We start from the raw sequence: 19,400 nt of genomic DNA, 5'->3' as shown, positions 1-19,400 counted from the left end.
CAACATGCCCAACATGTATACCAACAGAATACGCTTATCCGGCATGAGCCGGGAGCCGCGAGCGGGAAGGCTGGCGCGGTTTGCGCTGACCTGCGTTCTGGCTGGCATGTGGCTGCCTGCGTCCGCGCAGCCGGAGTTCAACCTGGAGTTCTTGAAAGGCAACATACAGAAGGAAAGTCTTTCAGCGCTGTCTACACCGGGCGCCGTGCTGCCTGGCAGCTATCTGTTTACCGTCTATGTCAATGGCCAGGAGGTCGGCCGCGAGCATATCGATATCAGGCAATCATTCGGGCAGGCAACAATACCGTGTCTGCATCGTGAGCAACTCATTGCTTGGGATATCGTTTTGCCGGATGATCCCCAAGTTGGGACATCCACGGATCAGTGCGTGGATGTCCCGGCCCTTGTGCCCGAATCCACAGTCTCCTACAACGGTAACCAGCAAAGACTGGATCTGAGCATACCTCAGCGCTACCTGGTCCTTCGGCCACGCGGTTATGTACAGCCTGCGCTGCGCGACCAGGGCATCAATGCCGCATTCCTCAATTATTCGCTGACGGGAACGCACAACCATCAGAACGGCTACGGCAATAGCGATTATTATTTTGCCTCGCTGATGAGCGGCCTGAATCTGGGCGCCTGGCGCCTGCGCCAGAACGCCGTAGTGCACAAGGATAACGATAGGGAGGTCCATTGGCGTTCCCAGAGCATCAGCCTGGAGCGCGACCTGCAGCCAATTCGTAGCCGACTGAAGCTAGGCGACACTTATTCTGGAAACTCGGTGTTCGATAGCGTCCAGTTCCGCGGCGTCCAGCTCGCTTCCGACGACAGCATGCTGCCATTCAGCCAGCAGGGCTACGCGCCTGTCGTGCGGGGCGTGGCGGCCACAAACGCCCGCGTCGAGATCAGGCAGGACAATGTGCTGATCTATGCCATCAACGTTGCGCCGGGTCCATTCGAAATCCGCGACATTGTTCCCAATCGCATGAGCGGCGATCTTGATGTCTCGGTGATAGAGGCCGACGGATCCGTGCAGCGATACAGCCAGGCCTTCTCGGGGGTTGAATCCATGCTGCGCCCAGGGATGTGGCGCTATGAGCTGAGTGCGGGCCAGCTTCGAAACGGCAACACTGACTATCGTCCCCGCTTTGCGCTGGCAACTGTGGCCCATGGTCTTGCGAGCAATACCACGCCTTACGGCGGCATTCTGGTTGCGGAACATTACGCCGCGGCGGGCCTGGGTGTGGTGCAAAGCCTGGGACGCTTTGGCTCGCTCGCGCTGGATGTGACCACGGCGCGCACCGAGCTTGCCAACGGCGAGACCCAGCGCGGCAACAGCTACCGCTTTCTTTATTCGAAGTCCCTGAATGATCTGGGCACCGAGTTTCGCCTGGTGGGCCATCGTTATTCGACATCGGGCTACTACGATTTCAACGACGCGGCGGCAGAGCGAGATCGTTGGCGCAATGGGCATTACGAAACCACCTACCGCGATCCCGAGACTCGTTTTGACGGCACGCCGGACTGGTCGTCCGCGCTTGACCGGCGAGTGACCAGCAATCGTTATTACAACAAGCGCAGTCGACTGGAGGTCATCCTGAATCAAAGAGTGACTGACAAGCTGTCCATGTATGCCAACTTCTACAAGCAGAATTTCTGGGGCTCGGACGACAGCGAGCGCAATATTCAGATCGGCCTGAATGGCCGGGTGAAGTCGGTGAGCTATGGCCTCTTTTTCCGGGACACACGCAGCCAGTACGGCTACAGCGACCGCATGATCGGCCTTACGTTGTCTATTCCGCTGGGCAAATCGTCTTCGAGCGGAATGAGCTCGAGTTCGTCCTTCACGCATTCCCGTGAATCCGGAAACACCTTGCAAACAGGGGTTTATGGAACGGCGCTCGATGATGGGCGGCTGGGGTATGGCGTGAATGTCGGCCATTCGGAAGGGGCGGGCGCCACAGGCACCGCCAATCTGGACTATCTGGGCAGCAAGGGGGCAGTGAGCGCCGGCGTTACGGCATCCGAGCGCTACAGCCAGTTCGGCTGGGGTGTACGCGGCGGTGTGGTGGCACATGGTGGCGGAATAACACTTTCCCAACCGTTGCAGCGCACATCTGTGCTCGTGCATGCGCCAGACGGCGAGGGCGTCGGCGTGGAAAACCAACCCGGAGTCAGGCTGGACGCCAACGGCTATGCGGTGGTTTCAGGACTTAGCCCTTACCGCTTCAACCGGGTGGCGCTCAGAACGGATGATCTTGGCGCCGGCATCGAAGCAAGCAAGGTCGCGGCGCGGGTTGTTCCGACCGAAGGGGCCTTGACGCTGGTTGAATTCGATGCGCGCCGCGGCGCGAGTGTGATGATACGCAGTCGCCGGGAGGATGGCTCGATGGTACCCATCGGCGCTACCGCCTACAACACGCAAGGTCAGGTTCGTGGCGTGGCAGGCCCCAATGGAAAGATATTTGTGAGCGGCGTGAAGCCGGGCGAACAATTGCTTGTGAAGTGGGGGCAGGATGCCGGCCAGCAATGTACGCTCGATACGAAAGAGATTCCCGTCGGGGATCTCGAACCAGCCAAGGCGGGCTATGCGCGCGTCGCGCTGAACTGTCACTCACTTTCTTAGAAACCAAGAGGCACCCTATGTTTCTCCAGTTTTTCAGACATGTCATCGTATGGGGGGCTTTGCTTGGACTGCCCCATCTGGCACTGGCCGTGTCATGCAAGGAAGCGAGCACGTGGAATGCGCGGCAGGTCATAGCCTTGGATCAGGACGTTTATGTATCGACGGCGGATATTGTGCCGGGAAAGCTGCTGTGGAGATCGCAGAACTATACGGTCACTTTTCGCTGTGTCGATTCAGAAAACTATCCGTCCGGCGAAGACGTCTTTTTCTACTGGGATCCAGCCAGGTCTCTCACTCGCATTCATGACTCCATCGAAGTTGGCGTTACCTATCAGTCGATAGATTACAGGCCCGTCTACGGGCAACAGCGGCGCATCGGCCAGGGCACTGCGCCCCCGCCCAGGAGGTCCTATTGCACCATGTACTGGAACAGATCCAGAGCGGATGAGTGCGCGCGATCTCTGGAGGTGACCGTCACCTTCTCCGTATATATCAAGGCAACCGGTATGCCGCCACCGTCAAATGGACAGATCAATGAGAACGGCGCATTCGATCTGTTCCAGATCGATGGCGTAAACGGCTTGAACAGCACGCCGAACTCGAACTATCGCGCCGCCATTTCAGGCTTGGGGCGCATCCATTTCATTGCCTGCAATCCTCAGATCAATGTTCGGGCCAACGGCGGGAACGCCGTCGATTTCGGGCGAATCCCATCGAACACGGCAAGGCCCGGAGACATTGCCCGCGCGGTTCCCTTTTCCGTGGAAGTGAACATGAGCGGTCCCAATGCTGGCAATCAGTGCGAAGGCAAGGCGCTGGTTGGCAGCTTCAGCACATCACATCCCGTCGAGGATCGTACCGTGATCCTGCCCGAAAGCGACAGCGGCTTTGGCATCGTGCTGTCCGATGCGGCCAATCCGGCGATTCCGATGAGGACGGCGGTTCCGCTTGGGGTAGTCAACGGTTCGGTGGTGCAGCACGAGTTCGTAGCCTCGTTGAAATGGCTCAGCGATCACCCCAAAATCGGCCCATTCCAGGCGACCGCGACCATTGATGTCTCATTTCGTTGAACAGATCCCGGCGGCGCCCCGCTGAAAGCCTCATGACACGGGTGGCTTTCGCGCCGCGGCACGGTCTGGAGTAGATCAGGGATAGATCATGAGCCGGCATCCGTATGCTCCTGCTCACATCCTTATTGTGGATGACGGGCCAGAACAGCTCAGGCTGTTGATGGAGACTTTGCGGGGACATGGCTATCGGCTCACGCTCGCCTTCGATGGCGCGCAAGGATACGCGAGGGCGCTTTCCGTTGTGCCGGATCTGATTCTCCTGGATGTCTGCATACCAGGGATGAGCGGGTTTGCATTGACCCGCATGCTCAAGGCCAATCCGGCGACGGAGCACATCCCCATTCTGTTTCTGTCGTCGTCCGCGGAGGCGGAGGACAGGCTCACCGGCCTGCGCGCAGGTGCGGCAGACTACATTACCAAGCCTTTCCAGCCCGCCGAAGTGCTGGAAAGGGTGCGCATCCATCTTGCGCTGGCACGCCGCGGCTCTCGTGGCGGAGAAGGGGAGCGGGGAGAGCGGAAAGATGGCGCGCAGGCGATGCATGGGGACCGCATCATCGTGCGGGCCGCGCGCCGTCTCATATGGGGACAGCTTCATGATCCGCCCGATTCGGCCGCCATCGCACGCATGGTGGGTGTTTCCGAGCGGCGGCTTGCATCCACCTTCGAGCAGTGCCTGAACTGCACGCTGTTCCAGTTTGTGCGGGATGCGCGAATGCGCAAGGCGCGTCATCTGCTTGTCCACACCTCGCTAAGCATCCTCAGTATCGCGCAGGAACTGGGATACTCGAGCGCGGCTAATTTTTCGACCGCTTTCCGTCAGCATGTGGGCGTTTCGCCCTCCCGGTTCCGCAAGGACAGTCTGCTCAGGCGTTAGCAGAGCCAGCGGATTTTGGCGCGGGAAACGACGCAAGGTTATCATCGCTATACCTTGAATTCGCAGCCCGGCCGCACCATGCCCTCTTCTGAAGCCAATATCCCTCTCACGCCCGCTCACGATTCGGGCAGGCAGCCTGCAGGGGGGTGGATGCTTGGCCTGAGCCTGATGCTTATTGCGGTAAACCTACGTCCTTTGTTTGCCAGCCTGTCCGTGCTGCTTCCCGACATCATTGCCGCCACGCCGCTTAGCTCGGCGAGTGCGGGGTATCTCACGACCTTGCCCGTGCTTTGCCTGGGCGTGTTTGCGCCGCTTGCGCCACGCTTGTCGCAGCAGGTGGGGCCGGAGCGCAGCCTGCTGTTCGCGCTGCTGCTGCTGGCTGCCGGTACGGCGATGCGCGGCCTGGGCGATCTGTATTCGCTCTTCATCGGCTCGGCACTAGCGGGCGCGGCCATCGCCATCGGCAATGTTTTATTGCCCAGTGTCGTCAAGCGCGATTTTCCAGGCAGCCCGGCCGTCATGACGGGTCTCTTCACCATGGCCCTGTGCGGCGGCGCGGCCCTGGCTGCGGCTTTCACCTTGCCGCTCGCGCATTATTTTGGCGATGCCTGGGCTTGGGGGTTGGGTATATGGGCGATTCCGGCGGCCATAGTCTTTGTATTGTGGGCTCCCCAGGCATTGCGCTCCAGCCGGCCCGCAGCGCAAGGGCGCAGGCGCATCAAGGGCCTGGCCAAGGATCCGCTTGCCTGGCAGGTTACGTTTTTCATGGGTTTGCAATCGGCGCTGGCGTATTGCGTGCTGGGATGGATGGCGCCCCTGTTGCGGGACCGCGGGCTCGATGGCGTGGACAGCGGCGTCATTGTCTCTGTGTCAGTCATGGTGCAGGTTGTGACCTGCGTGCTTGTGCCGCCCGTTGCTGTTCGTTTCCGTGATCAGCGGCTCATCAATTGCATCCTGGCGCTTACCGCGGCGGCCGCCTTGACTGGCCTGTTGTTTGCGCCGCTGTCCACTTTGTGGCTATGGGCTGTGGTACAGGGCATAGGTCAGGGCGGCCTGTTTGCCATGGCCATGACGGTCATTGTGCTGCGTTCGCCAGACTCGCTGGTGGCAGCCCATCTTTCAGGCATGGCCCAGGGCTTCGGCTACGTGCTGGCCGCGGTGGGTCCCTTGCTTATAGGCGTGCTGCACAGCTGGACTGGAAGCTATGCGTCGTCCGCGTGGGTCTTTGCCTTCCTGGGGCTGGCCACCGCCGTCAATGGCTGGGGCGCGGGCCGTGCGTCGCTGGTTAAAGTTGCCCTGTTGCCCGATGGCGCCATGCGCTGACGGATTGCTTCGCCTAGCTGGTCCGGCGCGGTCCAGGGCGCATGACCAGATATATGCCTGCGGCTGCCAGCGCAATGCCTGCCCAGGCGTGCGCGGCAAGGGACTCACCCAGCATGAGAAAGGCCAGCAGGGCGGTGACCGGAGGCACCAGGAAAAACAGGGCGGACACGCGAGCCGCTTCACCGTACCGTATCATCGCCAGCAGCAGCGAGATGGCAACCAGAGAATTACCCAGTACCAGGTAGGCCAACGAGGCAAGCAAGCCCGGCGTCCAATGTATGTGCATGGGCTCCAGTAGCATGGCCAGCGGCGCCGTGACGGCCAGGCCCACCACATATTGCACCAGATTGGCAGATACTGGATGCAGCGTCACGCCGTAGCGCTTCTCCCATAATGTACTGGCGGACAGCGTCAAGAGGGCCAGCGCGGCACAGGCCATGCCCGAGGCCGAGCCCAGGCCAATGGCGGATTGGCTCGTGATGACGAGCACCGCGCCCGCTACGCCCAGTGTCAGGCCCGCCCAATGCCGTGTCCCCACCCGCTCGCCGGCCATCATCGGGGCCAGCAGGCCGACCAGAATGGGTTGCTGGGAGGTGATCAAGGCCAAGGCGCCGGCGGACATGCCTAGCTTGAGGCTGAGGTAGGCGAATGAAAAATATCCCGCCTGCAGCAGCAGGCCGGTTCCCACGGTTCCCAGCCAAGCCTGTCGTCCGCGCGGCAAGGGGGGCCGCAGCCATGCGAAAGGAATGAGCAGAATGGCGACCACGCAGGCATATCGCAGCGCCAGGAACGTCAGGGGATCCGCGTCGGCAACGCCCAGCTTGAGGAAAACAAAACCGAAAGACCAGAGCAGAACAAACAATGCCGGTCCCGCGCTCAGCCAGCGCGGCGTGGTCGGCCGGCCAGGCGGGGTCCCCTCCGGGAGGGGCGCTGCTGGCTGGCTCGACCGGGGGTGCGGGGTGTGGCTTCCGGCGCTGCGTCGCATCATGTCCTGCACTATAAAGCCGATTGCCACCCATTGCTGTGTGGCGGCAGCGCTGAGCCTGGACGGTTACAACCCCGCCCCTTGGCATATGTGCCTCCAGGGGTAAAATAACAACTGCGCAGCGTTCGCTCACGCAGGCGGACACGCTCCATGCGCCACGAGGCCATCGCCTCGTTTTATTGCAACAGCGCCATAGCTGTTGGCTATCATAGTGATTGTATTAATCAATTTTACAAATCAATAGAGGTTTCCTATACTCGTTTTTGTGATTGATTTGTTCAACCCTTACATAAGGAAGTGCAATGTCCCTTATCAACACCAAGATAAAGCCTTTCAAGGCAACCGCCTACCATAACGGCAAGTTTGTCGATGTCAGCGATGAAACCGTTGCTGGCAAGTGGTCGGTGTTCGTTTTCTACCCCGCAGACTTCACCTTTGTTTGCCCCACCGAGCTGGAAGACCTGGCCGAGCATTACGCCGAATTCCAGAAGCTGGGCGTGGAAGTCTACAGTGTGTCCACCGACACCCACTTCTCGCACAAGGCATGGCATGACACATCGGAAGCCATCGGCAAGGTCAACTACCCCATGCTGGCTGATCCCACCCATGTGCTGGCCAACAATTTCGGCGTCCTCATCGAAGAGGAAGGCGTAGCGCTGCGCGGCACGTTTGTTGTCAACCCCGAGGGCGAGATCAAGGTCCTTGAAATCCATGACAATGGCATTGGCCGCGATGCATCCGAACTGCTGCGCAAGGTAAGGGCCGCTCAATACATTGCCGCCCACCCGGGCGAAGTGTGCCCCGCCAAGTGGGAAGAAGGCGCCAAGACGCTGACCCCCTCGCTGGACCTGGTCGGCAAGATCTAAGCCAGTCCTGTGTCAACGGCCGCGTGCCGGCCAAAAGCGGGCACGCGGCAGATAATTTATTCGTGAAGGCGGACGTATTATGTTGGACGATAACCTCAAGACTCAATTGAAATCCTATATGGCGATGTTGCAGCGTCCCATCGAGTTGGTCGCCAACCTCGATGATGGCGCCAAATCGGGCGAGCTGCGCGAGCTTCTGCGGGAAATCGAGGAAACATCGGACAAGATCACGTTCGCGGAACAGCGGGATGCCGATGTCCGTGCGCCTTCATTCGAAATCAAGCGCAGCGGCACCGATGTAGGCGTGCGTTTTGCAGGTATTCCGATGGGCCACGAGTTCACCTCGCTGGTGCTGGCGCTGCTGCAGGTGGGCGGCCACCCCGTCAAGCTCGACGAGGCGGTCATAGAACAGATACGTAATCTCGATGGTGACTACAACTTCGAGACGTTCTTCTCGCTTTCCTGCCAGAACTGTCCCGATGTGGTGCAGGCCCTGAATGTCATGTCGGTCATCAACCCCCGCATTCGGCACACTGCGATCGATGGCGCGTTGTTCAAAGACGAAGTGGAGGCACGCCAGATCATGTCGGTGCCCACCATGTATCTGAACGGCGAGGTCTTTGGGCAAGGGCGTTCGGGCGTGGAGGAAATTCTTTCGCGTCTGGACACTGGCGTCTCCAGCCGCAAGGCCGAAGAGCTCAGTGCGAGAGAGCCCTACGACGTGCTGATTGTCGGCGGCGGACCTGCCGGTGCGGCCGCGGCGGTATACGCCGCCCGCAAGGGCATCCGCACAGGTGTGGTTGCGGAGCGATTCGGCGGACAGGTACTGGATACCATGGCCATCGAGAACTACATCTCCATTCCGGAAACCGAGGGGCCGAAGTTTGCCGCGGCGCTCGAGCAGCATGTCAAGGAGTACGGCGTTGATATCGTGAACCTGCAGAGCGCTGAAAGCCTGCGCGCCAATGGCAGGTACACCGAGGTGGTGCTGTCCAGCGGCGGCGTACTCAGGGGTAAGAGTGTCATTTTGTCCACAGGTGCGCGCTGGCGCGAGGTCAACGTGCCCGGCGAACAGCAATACCGCAACAAGGGCGTCGCCTATTGCCCGCATTGCGATGGTCCGCTGTTCAAAGGAAAGGATGTTGCCGTCATTGGTGGCGGCAACTCCGGCGTCGAGGCTGCCATCGACCTGGCGGGCTTGGTGAAGCACGTCACGCTGATTGAGTTTGCCGATGCGCTTCGTGCCGATGCTGTGCTGCAGCGCAAATTGCTCAGCCTGGAAAATGTCACGATCATCACATCGGCCCAGACGACGGAAATCCATGGCGACGGCAGCAAGGTTACAGGGCTGTCCTATAAAGATCGCAAGTCCGATGCCTTGCTGCGTCTGGACCTGGATGGGGTTTTTGTGCAGATCGGCTTGGTGCCCAATACCGAATGGCTCAAGGGCACGCTGGCGCTGTCCCGGCACGGCGAGATCGAAATCGATGCAAAAGGCCAGACCTCCATGGCAGGCGTGTTCGCCGCAGGCGACTGCACGACGGTGCCGTACAAGCAGATCATCATCTCCGCGGGTGACGGCGCCAAGGCGGCATTGGGTGCCTTTGATTACCTGATACGCAGTTCGGTGTCGGATACTCAGGAACTGGATGCGCCGGCCAAAGTGGCTGTCTCGGCCTGACCCGCGGGCAATCCTGCTCTGAACGCCCGGTAATCCTGGAAAGTGGCACGCGAATAACGCGTGCCACTTTTTTTGGATGGGGGCACGGTGGCACTCCTTGCGAGTGCAAGTTTCATCATGCTGTGCTTAATTTAATGCATGTACATGCAAATTAATTGACTGATTTGTTTTTCAGCATTAATATGCATGCACATGCAAATAAATAGAAGGACGCGGCCTGCATGATGTCGACGCTGTCGTCTCTGCCATTCCGGCACTCACGTTGAGCCCAGCCGCCCTTCATGGACCAATCAAGGAAAGGATGCTCCATCATGAACTGGTTTTACCTTGGCATTGCCGTTATCTTCGAAATTGTCGTCGCCATATCCGCGGGTAACGCGCGGGGATTTACGCGGCTTTGGTGGACCATTGCCACCCTCGTCAGCGGTGCAATCGCAACCTTCTTCCTCAGTCTTGCGCTGCTGACCTTCGACGTGGGCGTGGGATATGCAATATGGACGTCCATCGCGGGGGTCGGTATCACCGTCGTGGGTGCCCTCTTCTTTCATCAGCGGCTGAACTGGCAAAAAGGCCTCGGTATTTTGCTGGTCATTGGCGGCGTTGCCGGCCTGCGGCTGAGTGGCGCGGCCTGAATGCCCGTCGTTTCCCGCATTCATCGTATTACTGATCTTCGAGCACAGGAGTTTGACATGACCACTACAGGTGCAAAACACACGCGCAAAGGGCACGCATGGACCATGCTGCTGCTTGCCGGCGTATTTGAAATCGGCTACGCGCTGAGCGTTGGAGGCAGCAGGGCTTTCACGGTGCCGGGCTGGTCGGTATCCGCCGCCTTGTTCTTTCTGCTCACTCTGTATGCGCTCAGCGTGGCGCTGCGGGAGATAGATGTAGGAATCGGCTATGCGGTATGGGCCGGCATAGGATCGGTGGGTGCGGCTGTCTTCGGCAGTATTCTGCTTGACCAGCCGCTTACGCCCATCCAGGCCTTTTGGCTTGCTGTCATTATCGCCGGCGTCATCTGGCTCAAGCTCGCCGACAGCACCCGACGCCAGGCAGGCAGCCGTTAGCTGGCGGCTGCCTGCCCGGACTGTGCCGCAGACACGCAAGGTGCTCCTTTGCTGATATGTTTGCATGGGCATGCATATGAGAAAATAGCCATGTGCTGTTCAGAGGAGTGCGAATTGATAATGTCCAGAAGAGGCGATGCATGGCTGACCGTGATACAAATCATTGCAAATGTCGAGGCCGATCTGAGCAAGATGCTGCAGGTGAGTCATGGGCTCGGCCTGTCCGAGTATCGGGCGCTGGAAATACTGGCCAGGTCTCAAGACGCCGAGCTGCGTATGCAAGAATTGGCAGCGTGTCTGCGCCTTAATCAAAGCTCGGTTTCGCGAATGGTCGAGCGCCTGGAGCGGGCCGGGTTTGTTATCCGCGATCTATGCCCGGACGACAAGCGCGGCGTATATACCGTGCTGACCGAAAGCGGGCGGGAGCACCTGGAAAGCGCGCAGCCTGACTATGAACGGGCGCTGGAGGCGGCGCTCAAGGCGCATGGAGGCGAGAAACTGTTATCCTCGCGCATATTGAAAGCCAGGTAACCATTTCCATCAGCGGGAGGCATGGCCCGCAATTTGCTTGCGAAAAGCCGGTGTGGGTGACATACGATGTGTCGCCCATGTGTTGCCCATACAATAGGCTTGGATCCCCGTCATGGACACGCGGGCGGCCCTGAAGGAGCAAGCATGCCGCGATACCTGAAAATAACACTGAGTATTCTTCTGGTTCTTCTCTTGGTTTTTGGCCTGGCGGCGGCCTTGCTGGCAACATTCAACTGGAACCATGCCCGACCCTGGCTTAACCGACAGGCCACCGAGATGGCGGGGCGGCAGGTGCAGATCAGGGGCGATCTGGATATTGATTGGCTACGTCCGCAGGCGCAGCATGATGGCTGGCGCGGCTGGGTTCCCTGGCCGCGCATCATTGTCAACGATCTGTTCATTGGCAACCCAGAGTGGCGTTCCGGCGAGCGCGGCATGGCCCGGATATCCCATGCCTCAGTCCTACTGGACCCGATCGCCTTGCTTGGCCATGTTGTTCGCATCCGGAGCCTGGAGGTGGACACCGCCGATGTCTATCTGGAGCGCGGCAAGGATGGCAAGGCGAACTGGACCTTCAAGAGGGCGGAGCCGGCTTCTGAAAAGCCATCCGACTGGAAGGTGGATATCCAGGACCTCGCGTTGAAGAACGTCAAGGCGCAGGTAGTGGACGCATCTTCCAGACTGGACCTGCAGTTGCAACTGGCATCCCTGGCGCAGCCGCCCGACGGGGAGCAGGCCGCTTCGCCTGGCGGCAGCTATGGCATCGGCTGGAAGGCATCGGGCACTTACAACGGCGTGGATGTTAGCGGAGAAGGCCGTACCGGCGCCATTCTGGCCCTGCGTGAAGACGGCAAGCCCTTTCCGGTGCAAGGCAAGGCCACCGTCGGCAAAACTTCGGTCGAGTTGGAGGGTTCCGTCACGCGCCCGCAATCGCTGGCCGCGCTCGATGTGAACATGCAGCTTTCAGGCGACAGCATGTCGGACTTGCTCGAGCTGATCGGCGTGGCGCTTCCGGTAACACCGCCCTACAGCACAAAAGGCCATCTTACCGCCCGCTTGGCTGGCGAGCAGGACGTCTGGCGTTACGAGGATTTCACGGGGAAGGTGGGCAAGAGCGACCTGGAAGGGACGTTGACGTTTACCCGAAGCAAGCCGCGTTCGCTGCTTGAGGGGCAGGTGCGGTCGCGCCTGCTGCGTTTCAAGGACCTCGGGCCTCTCATAGGCGCCGACACCAGCGAGGTGAAGTCAGCCGCAGCCGAGAAGGCGGCAAGTACGCAACCCAAGGACAAAGTGCTTCCGCATAATGTCATCAACACGGATGCCTGGAGCGTCATGGATGCGAACGTGCATTTCACCGGCGAGAAGATTCTGCGCGACAAGGATCTGCCGCTGGACCACATCGACGCGCGGATCATGCTGCAAGACAAGGTTCTGTCCTTTACGCCGCTGAGTTTTGGCGTGGCGGGCGGCACGCTGTCCAATCAGATATCGCTTGATGGACGCGGCAAGGAAATAAAGGCCACGCTCAAGACCGAGGCGCGCCATCTCAAGCTGAAGCAGTTGTTCCCGGGCGCTGAGTCCATGAAGGCAAGCTTTGGCGAGCTTCACGGAAACGCAAATCTTGCAGGACATGGCAACTCGATTGCCGGAATGCTGGGCTCCGCGGATGGTGATATACAGGCATTGGTCAGCCGCGGCACCATCAGCCATTTTCTGCTTGAAGCGGCGGGGCTGAACGTGGCCAATCTCGTTCTACTCAAGCTCTTTGGGGATGAGCAGGTCATCCTCGACTGCATGGCCAGCGACTTTTCCATCAAGAACGGACTCATGACGCCCCGGGTTTTCCGCCTGGAAACCGACGACGCCATTGTTGATGTGTCGGGCACTATCAACTTGCGGGATGAAACACTGGACTTGAAGATAAGCCCTAAGAACAAGACCGTGCGAATCTTCACCCTACGCTCGCCGTTGTACGCGCGGGGCTCGTTCAAGAACCCCGATGTTGGCGTGGAACCCGGGCCATTGGCCATGCGGGCCGGGGCGGCCGTTGCACTGGGGGTACTGGCTTCGCCTTTTGCGGCGCTGCTGCCGCTGCTTAACGTGGGCAATGACGAGGCCACTCACTGCACCTCGCTGAGCGACGGCAAGCGTCAGACGGGCGAAGGCAAGGCGAAGCGTGACGAGACGCCGCAGGAACGCCGCGAGCGGCAAAAACGGGAGGAACGCGAGTCCTGGCCTTCGTCGCAGGCCAAACCCTGAATCAGGGGCGGGTTAGAATGCGGGTTTTTCCGACATATCCGTATCCACCATGCGACTTATCATTGCCCTGTTGCTGCCTTGGCTTACCTTTTTCACGATCGGGCGCCCCATCGCCGGCATTATCTGCCTTATCCTGCAGATCACGCTCATAGGCTGGCTTCCGGCGACCATATGGGCCGTCTACGCGCTGAGCCAATACAAGACCGACAAGAAAATAGAGCGCGCCCTGCAAGATCGCTAGCAGGTGGCTCGGGGTAATCCCCGCCTCGCCGCGATCCACTTTGAGGCTAGAATTTTCCCAGCACAGCGGGCGATGCATGCCAGCGCCTGCGCGACAACAAAACCAATACGCCGACATATCTGTGAGCCCTCGCCTTTTCCTGCAGCACATTACCAAGCGCTATCCGTCCGTCGTCGCGAACGATGGCGTTGACCTGACTGTGCAGGCGGGCGAAATCCATGCAGTGCTGGGCGAAAACGGTGCAGGCAAGTCCACGCTCATGAAGATTATCTACGGCGTCGTGCATCCGGATGCCGGGCGTCTGTTCTGGAATGGCAGGGAAGCGGCGATCACCAGCCCTGCAGTTGCCCGCGAGCTGGGCATAGGCATGGTGTTCCAGCATTTCTCGCTGTTCGATACGCTGACTGTCGTGGAAAATATTGCGCTGGGCCTGCCTGCCGGTACGCGCCTGGATGTCTTGGCGCAGCGCATCGCCGACATCGCCGCACAATACGGGCTCGACCTCGAGCCGCAGCGTCACGTGCATACGCTTTCGGTCGGAGAGCGCCAGCGCGTGGAGATCGTGCGCGCCTTGCTGGGAAAACCTCAGTTGCTCATCCTTGACGAGCCCACATCGGTTCTCACGCCGCAGGCGGTCGACCGCCTGTTCGACACCTTGCGCCAATTGGCCAGCGAAGGCTGCAGCATTCTTTATATCAGTCATAAGCTGGACGAGATCCGCAGGTTGTGTCGTGCCTGTACGGTGATGCGGGGCGGAAAAGTCGTGGGCGTATGCGATCCGTCGGGCGAGAGCGATGCCAGCTTGTCACGCATGATGATAGGGGATGCCCCCGGGGTTCTGCAGCACCATGATCATCCTCCCGGCGAAGTCAGGCTGTCGGTGCGCGGGCTTGACTTGCCTCCTGCCCACCCTTACGCCACGGCGCTGAAGGACATGGCGTTCGACGTGCGGTCCGGTGAAATACTTGGCGTGGCGGGTGTTTCCGGAAACGGCCAACAGGAACTGTTGTCCGTGCTTTCGGGTGAGGACGCACGGGCACCTGCGGACGCCGTGTTGCTGGATGGCCGGCCGGTCGGGCGGCGTTCGAGCGCGTGGCGCCGTGCCCGCGGTTTGGGGCTGGTACCCGAGGAGAGGCTGGGGCGCGGCGCCGTGCCCGAGATGTCTCTGGCGCACAACATGCTGTTGTCGCATCAGGGGCCTGCGGCCGTGCGCGGCGGGATGATACGAGGCGCCGCCCTGCAACACCTTGCGGCGGGCGTCATCGAACGCTTTGGCGTGCGCGCCCCTGGGCCGCGGGCGGCTGCGGGCAGTCTTTCGGGCGGCAATCTCCAGAAGTACATCATCGGCCGCGAAGTCACGCGGTCGCCGCGTGTATTGCTGGTTGCCCAGCCCACATGGGGCGTCGATGTGGGGGCGGCTGCGCGCATCCGCGCCGAGCTTGTCGCTTTGCGCGATGCGGGCTGCGCACTGCTGGTCATATCAGAAGAACTCGACGAACTCTTCGAGATTTCCGACCGGATTGTCGTGATTGCGAAGGGGCGGCTGTCACCTTCTGTGCCGCGTTCACAGGCAACGCGCGATCAGATCGGTTTGTGGATGAGCGGGCTGTGGCCTGGCGCGGCGCCTGTTGCGCAAGGGGGCGGCCATGCTTGTGCTTGAGCCCCGCGCTCAGCCTTCGCGCTGGATGAGCTGGCTGTCGCCGGTATTTGCCGTGCTGCTCACCATGGCCTGTGGCTTCGTGCTGTTTCTCGCCGTGGGCAAGAACCCGGTCGCGAGCCTGTCGATATTCTTTCTGGAGCCGCTGCGCACATTGAACGGATGGGCGGAAGTGGGCGTCAAGGTTGCGCCGCTACTCATGATTGCAGTAGGGCTGGCTCTCTGTTTTCGCGCCAACGTATTCAATATCGGAGCGGAAGGGCAGTTCGTGGTGGGCGCCATCGCCGCCGGTGCCTTTATCCTGCATATGGACAACGAGCTGAACGGCGGCGCCTGGCTCATCGCCGCCGCCATGGTGGCCGGCGCTGCGGGCGGCATGGCCTGGGCAGCCATCACGGCCTTCTTGCGTGATCGCTATAACGCCAACGAGATACTGGTGTCGTTGATGCTGGTGTACGTCGCCGAGCTTTTGCTGAGTTATCTCGTTCATGGGGTGCTGCGCGACCCGGATGGCTTCGGCTTTCCCCAATCAAAGCTGTTCTCCCAAGGCTGGCTGCTGGCGCCCGTCATCCAAGGCACGCGCCTGCACATGGGCATTGTACTGGCGCTGCTTGCCGCCCTGGGCGGCTGGATATACCTCATGCGAAGCTTCTCCGGTTTCAAGCTGCAAGTGGGCGGAATAGCGCCGCTGGCCGCGCGCTATGCGGGTTTCTCATCGCGCGGTGCCTTGTGGCTTGCGATGCTGGTGTCGGGCGGCCTGGCTGGCCTGGCCGGCGCCTGCGAGATCATGGGGCCCATAGGCCAGTTGACACCGTCGATTTCTCCAGGCTATGGCTTCGCTGCGATCATCGTGGCTTTTGTTGGGCGCCTGCATCCTCTGGGCGTCATATTTTCCAGTTTCGTGATGGCGCTGCTGTACATCGGCGGCGAATTGTCGCAAAGTCGCCTTGGTATGCCCAGCGCCATAACAGGCATATTCCAGGGCATTCTGCTTTTTGCGCTGCTGGCGTGCGATGTGCTCATTCACAATCGTGTGCGGTGGAGATCCTGATGGAAACACTGGCGCCGCTCGTCGCTTCCGCCATCGTGGCTGGAACCCCGCTGATGTTGGCGGCGCTGGGCCTTCTTGTCAACGAGAAGTCCGGCGTCATCAATCTCGGTTCGGAAGGCATGATGCTCATGGCCGCCGTGGCGGGTTTCGCCACCGCCCTGGACAGCGGCAGCGTTGGATTGGGTTTCATGGCGGGCGCGGTGGCGGGCATGCTACTGGCCGCTTTCTTTGCCTGGCTGACTGTATGGTTGGGCGCAAACCAGGTCGCAACAGGCCTGGCCCTGTCCCTGTTCGGCGTGGGCGCCTCGGCTTATCTGGGCCTGCCCTATGTGGGTGAAACACTGCAGGCAGGCAAATTCGGCATTCCGGTGCTGGAGGACCTGCCTTTCCTGGGGCAGGCACTGTTTCGGCATCATCCCATGGTCTATGTGGCGCTCATCCTGTGTGTCCTTATTGCCTGGTTCCTGAATCGCACGCGAGCAGGCCTGATTCTTCGGGCGGTAGGCGAATCGCCGTCATCCGCGCATGCGCTGGGCTACAACGTGCGATGCATACGTTTGGCCGCACTGCTGTTCGGTGGCGCCTGTTGTGGCCTGGCCGGAGCATTCATGTCGCTGGTCTACACGCCCATGTGGGTCGAAGGCATGGTGGCAGGGCGCGGGTGGATTGCCCTGGCGCTCACCACGTTCGCAACCTGGCGTCCGCTGCGGGTGCTGGCGGGCGCCTATCTGTTTGGCGGCATTACCATACTCACTTACTACATGCAGGCCCGCGGCGTTCCCATCGCGTCACAGCTGCTTTCCATGCTACCTTACCTTGCAACGATACTGGTGCTGGTCCTGATCTCCAGAAACGCAAACTGGATCAGGCTGAACATGCCGGCATCACTCGGCAAGCATTTCAATCCCCACACCTGAGGTATATATCATGTCATCGAAACGGCTACGAAAAGCATTGTGTTGGGCGGCCCTGGCCCCGGCCCTGGCGTGTTCGGCGGCGGCCTTCGCCGCGGAGACATCCGCCGGCGGGGTGGCGCTTCCGTTGAAAGTGGGTTTTGTTTATGTCAGTCCGGTCGGCGAGGCCGGTTGGAGCTGGCAGCAGGATGAAGGCCGCCGCCAGATGGAAGAGGCCATGAAGGGCAAGGTGGTGACGCAGTACGTGGAAGATGTGCCTGAGGGTGCGGACGCCGAGCGCGTCATCCGTGATCTGGCGCAGCAAGGCAACAAGCTCATTTTTACTACGTCTTTCGGATTCATGAATCCCACGCTCAAGGTGGCGCGCCAGTTTCCCGACGTGAAGTTCGTGCATTCCACGGGCTACAAGACCGCGCCCAATGTGGCCACCACCAATGCGCGGTTCTATGAGGCTCGCTATCTCGCCGGCATCGTGGCAGGCAAGATGACGAAGACCAATATCGCCGGCTACGTGGGCGCCTTTCCCATACCTGAGGTCCTGCAGGGCATCAATGCGTTCACGCGCGGCATGCGCAGTGTCAATCCCAAAGCGCAGGTCCATGTTATCTGGGTTAACAGCTGGTTTGATCCAGGCAAGGAACGCGACGCCGCGCTGGCGCTCATGGGCCAGGGCGCGGACATTGTGACCCATCACACAGATTCCACCGCCACTGTGCAGGCTGCCGAGGAAAAAGGCAAGTACGCCATTGCCTACCACTCCGACATGAGCAAGTTCGGCCCCCATGCGCAGCTTGCCGCTGTGACCCATCATTGGGGCAAGTATTTCACCAAGGAAGTTCAGGATGTGCTTGACGGCACCTGGAAATCCGACCAGACCTGGGGCGGCTTGGGCACCGGCATGACGGCCATAGAGGGCTTCGGCGACGCCGTCCCCGAGGAGGTACGCAAGCTGGTTGAGGAGAAGAAGGCGGAAATCATCGCCGGCAAACTCAACCCCTTCGCAGCCCCTGTGGTCGACAACAAGGGTAAGACTTTGCTGGCATCCGGCGCGCTGGACGATGCAGCGCTGAACAAAATGAATTACTACGTGCAAGGCGTGGCTGGCAGCCTGCCGACGCAATAAACCCGGCAGCCTCCGTTTAACAGGAGACTGCCATAACGCGCTATTCCTCGGCTATCGCCCATAGAATGGATAGCTTGGATCGTTGTAGCCCGGGGTCGATGGATGCCCCGGGGCAACCAGGCTGTCGACCAGCGATTCTTCCTCGGATGTGATTTCCACATCAAGCGCGGGATAGTAGTCCTCAAGCTGCGCCAGTGTGCGCGGGCCCGCAATCACGGCGCTTATGTGGCGGTTGGCCAGTACCCAGGCGGTTGCAAAGTGCGCCAGCGCGATGCCCCGGCCATCGCAGTGATGTTGGAGTGTTTGCGCGATCCGCAAGGATTCTTCCCGGAATTCGGTCTGCATCATGCGGCGGTCGCCACGGCCTGCGCGCGTACCCTCCGCTGGCGCTTCGCCTGGGCGGTATTTTCCGGTAAGTACGCCCCGTGCGATAGGGCTGTATGGCACGACACCCAGGCCATAGTGGCCGCAGGCAGGCAGGATCTCCACTTCAGGATTACGGTTAAGCAGGTTGTAGTAGGGCTGACAGACCACGGGCTGTGGCACATTGGCCTGCTGGCACAAGCGCATGATTTCCGCAATGCGCCAGCCGCGAAAATTGGATAGCCCGAATGCGCGCACTTTTCCCGACCGGATCACGTCGTCAAGGGCGCGTACGGCTTCCTCCAGATTTTCCTCCGGATAATCTCTGTGCAGATACAGAATGTCGATATGATCGGTGGCCAGGCGCTGCAGGCTGTCGTTTATCGACTGCATGATCCAATGGCGGGAGTAATGGCTCTGATTGGGCTGCTTGCTCATGCTGTTGCCCAGCTTGGTGGCCAGGATCCAGTCATTTCGCTGATCAGCCAGCAGCCTGCCCACCATGTCCTCCGACCCGCCGCGCATATAGACATCGGCGGTGTCGATGAAATTGATGCCATGCTCGCGCGCCGAAGCCACCATGTTGCGGGCTTCGTCCAGAGGTGTCTGATCGCTGAACATCATGGTGCCGAGACACAGGGTCGATACGCGAAGATTACTGCGGCCCAGACGGCGGTATTGCATGGTCTATCTCCTTCCTGTCATACAAAGCTGTTTTATATTCATACCCTACGAAACGGCGTCCTGTCTGGTATGGACGAGTGAGCCG

Annotated in this window: 17 protein-coding genes; 15 read left to right on the top strand and 2 right to left on the bottom strand. The window is 60.3% G+C overall.

Translation table 11 applies throughout. From position 1 onward, the window contains the following. Window positions 1–4 precede the first annotated feature (4 nt). The 4 genes from ERD78_RS10010 to ERD78_RS09995 all read left to right on the top strand — a co-directional run bounded on the left by ERD78_RS10010 (window position 5) and on the right by ERD78_RS09995 (window position 5,893). Entirely contained in the window at window positions 5–2,626 is a 2,622-nt protein-coding gene (locus tag ERD78_RS10010) for a fimbria/pilus outer membrane usher protein (protein WP_129969175.1), read from the top strand. A 17-nt stretch (window positions 2,627–2,643) separates the two neighbouring features. Next, a complete protein-coding gene (locus ERD78_RS10005; RefSeq protein ID WP_129969174.1) occupies window positions 2,644–3,696 on the top strand; it encodes a fimbrial protein in 1,053 nt (350 codons plus the stop codon). Window positions 3,697–3,784: 88 nt separating this feature from the next. Continuing rightward, a complete protein-coding gene (locus tag ERD78_RS10000; protein WP_129969173.1) occupies window positions 3,785–4,570 on the top strand; it encodes a response regulator transcription factor in 786 nt (261 codons plus the stop codon). Between the two features lie 78 nt (window positions 4,571–4,648). Continuing rightward, a complete protein-coding gene (locus ERD78_RS09995) occupies window positions 4,649–5,893 on the top strand; it encodes a CynX/NimT family MFS transporter (RefSeq protein WP_245152420.1) in 1,245 nt (414 codons plus the stop codon). 13 nt (window positions 5,894–5,906) lie between these two features. On the opposite strand, the gene ERD78_RS09990 is transcribed toward ERD78_RS09995, so the two are convergent. Continuing rightward, the gene (locus ERD78_RS09990; protein WP_245152419.1) at window positions 5,907–6,755 is read right to left on the bottom strand and encodes a DMT family transporter; all 849 of its coding nucleotides are present in this window, start codon (window positions 6,753–6,755) and stop codon (window positions 5,907–5,909) included. 425 nt (window positions 6,756–7,180) lie between these two features. Here ERD78_RS09990 and ahpC point away from each other — a divergent pair, with 425 nt between their 5' ends. The 11 genes from ahpC to ERD78_RS09935 all read left to right on the top strand — a co-directional run bounded on the left by ahpC (window position 7,181) and on the right by ERD78_RS09935 (window position 18,268). Continuing rightward, window positions 7,181–7,744, top strand: coding sequence for an alkyl hydroperoxide reductase subunit C (ahpC, locus tag ERD78_RS09985; protein ID WP_129969172.1), 564 nt, complete (start codon window positions 7,181–7,183; stop codon window positions 7,742–7,744). Between the two features lie 79 nt (window positions 7,745–7,823). Continuing rightward, on the top strand, window positions 7,824–9,425 hold the full coding sequence (ahpF, locus tag ERD78_RS09980; RefSeq protein WP_129969171.1) for an alkyl hydroperoxide reductase subunit F: 1,602 nt from the start codon (window positions 7,824–7,826) through the stop codon (window positions 9,423–9,425). A 311-nt stretch (window positions 9,426–9,736) separates the two neighbouring features. Next, window positions 9,737–10,057: a DMT family transporter gene (locus tag ERD78_RS09975; RefSeq protein WP_129969170.1), complete on the top strand. Its 321-nt coding sequence runs from the start codon at window positions 9,737–9,739 to the stop codon at window positions 10,055–10,057. Between the two features lie 57 nt (window positions 10,058–10,114). Further along, a complete protein-coding gene (locus tag ERD78_RS09970) occupies window positions 10,115–10,492 on the top strand; it encodes a DMT family transporter (protein ID WP_129969169.1) in 378 nt (125 codons plus the stop codon). 120 nt (window positions 10,493–10,612) lie between these two features. Further along, window positions 10,613–11,023, top strand: a complete 411-nt coding sequence (locus tag ERD78_RS09965) for a MarR family winged helix-turn-helix transcriptional regulator (protein WP_180029208.1) — start codon at window positions 10,613–10,615, stop codon at window positions 11,021–11,023. A 144-nt stretch (window positions 11,024–11,167) separates the two neighbouring features. Beyond that, the gene (locus ERD78_RS09960) at window positions 11,168–13,282 is read left to right on the top strand and encodes an AsmA family protein (RefSeq protein ID WP_129969168.1); all 2,115 of its coding nucleotides are present in this window, start codon (window positions 11,168–11,170) and stop codon (window positions 13,280–13,282) included. Between the two features lie 49 nt (window positions 13,283–13,331). Beyond that, the gene (locus tag ERD78_RS09955; protein ID WP_129969167.1) at window positions 13,332–13,523 is read left to right on the top strand and encodes a YqaE/Pmp3 family membrane protein; all 192 of its coding nucleotides are present in this window, start codon (window positions 13,332–13,334) and stop codon (window positions 13,521–13,523) included. A 76-nt stretch (window positions 13,524–13,599) separates the two neighbouring features. Further along, window positions 13,600–15,183 carry an ABC transporter ATP-binding protein gene (locus tag ERD78_RS09950; protein ID WP_129969166.1) on the top strand — a complete coding sequence of 528 codons (1,584 nt, stop codon included), beginning with the start codon at window positions 13,600–13,602 and terminating at the stop codon, window positions 15,181–15,183. Beyond that, window positions 15,170–16,231, top strand: a complete 1,062-nt coding sequence (locus ERD78_RS09945) for an ABC transporter permease (protein WP_129969165.1) — start codon at window positions 15,170–15,172, stop codon at window positions 16,229–16,231. Before ERD78_RS09950 ends, ERD78_RS09945 begins: the two co-directional genes overlap by 14 nt. Further along, window positions 16,231–17,148: an ABC transporter permease gene (locus ERD78_RS09940; protein WP_129969164.1), complete on the top strand. Its 918-nt coding sequence runs from the start codon at window positions 16,231–16,233 to the stop codon at window positions 17,146–17,148. Before ERD78_RS09945 ends, ERD78_RS09940 begins: the two co-directional genes overlap by 1 nt. 10 nt (window positions 17,149–17,158) lie before the next feature. Then, a complete protein-coding gene (locus ERD78_RS09935; RefSeq protein ID WP_129969163.1) occupies window positions 17,159–18,268 on the top strand; it encodes a BMP family ABC transporter substrate-binding protein in 1,110 nt (369 codons plus the stop codon). 51 nt (window positions 18,269–18,319) lie between these two features. On the opposite strand, the gene ERD78_RS09930 is transcribed toward ERD78_RS09935, so the two are convergent. After that, a complete protein-coding gene (locus tag ERD78_RS09930) occupies window positions 18,320–19,315 on the bottom strand; it encodes an aldo/keto reductase (RefSeq protein ID WP_129969162.1) in 996 nt (331 codons plus the stop codon). Window positions 19,316–19,400 lie beyond the last annotated feature (85 nt).

This window comes from Allopusillimonas soli, assembly GCF_004153445.1.
Lineage (GTDB): Bacteria > Pseudomonadota > Gammaproteobacteria > Burkholderiales > Burkholderiaceae_B > Allopusillimonas > Allopusillimonas soli.
This window is presented reverse-complemented; position numbering and strand designations above follow the sequence as displayed.

Bases quoted from the DNA above. Each gene is read 5' to 3' on its own strand.
- ERD78_RS10000 (WP_129969173.1), top strand. From the start codon at position 3,785: ATGAGCCGGCATCCGTATGCTCCTGCTCACATCCTTATTGTGGATGAC.
- ERD78_RS09955 (WP_129969167.1), top strand. From the start codon at position 13,332: ATGCGACTTATCATTGCCCTGTTGCTGCCTTGGCTTACCTTTTTCACG.
- ERD78_RS09970 (WP_129969169.1), top strand. From the start codon at position 10,115: ATGACCACTACAGGTGCAAAACACACGCGCAAAGGGCACGCATGGACC.
- ERD78_RS09945 (WP_129969165.1), top strand. From the start codon at position 15,170: ATGCTTGTGCTTGAGCCCCGCGCTCAGCCTTCGCGCTGGATGAGCTGG.
- ERD78_RS09950 (WP_129969166.1), top strand. From the start codon at position 13,600: ATGCCAGCGCCTGCGCGACAACAAAACCAATACGCCGACATATCTGTG.
- ERD78_RS10010 (WP_129969175.1), top strand. From the start codon at position 5: ATGCCCAACATGTATACCAACAGAATACGCTTATCCGGCATGAGCCGG.
- ERD78_RS10005 (WP_129969174.1), top strand. From the start codon at position 2,644: ATGTTTCTCCAGTTTTTCAGACATGTCATCGTATGGGGGGCTTTGCTT.
- ERD78_RS09940 (WP_129969164.1), top strand. From the start codon at position 16,231: ATGGAAACACTGGCGCCGCTCGTCGCTTCCGCCATCGTGGCTGGAACC.
- ERD78_RS09975 (WP_129969170.1), top strand. From the start codon at position 9,737: ATGAACTGGTTTTACCTTGGCATTGCCGTTATCTTCGAAATTGTCGTC.
- ahpC (WP_129969172.1), top strand. From the start codon at position 7,181: ATGTCCCTTATCAACACCAAGATAAAGCCTTTCAAGGCAACCGCCTAC.
- ERD78_RS09930 (WP_129969162.1), bottom strand. From the start codon at position 19,315: ATGCAATACCGCCGTCTGGGCCGCAGTAATCTTCGCGTATCGACCCTG.
- ERD78_RS09995 (WP_245152420.1), top strand. From the start codon at position 4,649: ATGCCCTCTTCTGAAGCCAATATCCCTCTCACGCCCGCTCACGATTCG.
- ERD78_RS09965 (WP_180029208.1), top strand. From the start codon at position 10,613: ATGTCCAGAAGAGGCGATGCATGGCTGACCGTGATACAAATCATTGCA.
- ahpF (WP_129969171.1), top strand. From the start codon at position 7,824: ATGTTGGACGATAACCTCAAGACTCAATTGAAATCCTATATGGCGATG.
- ERD78_RS09960 (WP_129969168.1), top strand. From the start codon at position 11,168: ATGCCGCGATACCTGAAAATAACACTGAGTATTCTTCTGGTTCTTCTC.
- ERD78_RS09935 (WP_129969163.1), top strand. From the start codon at position 17,159: ATGTCATCGAAACGGCTACGAAAAGCATTGTGTTGGGCGGCCCTGGCC.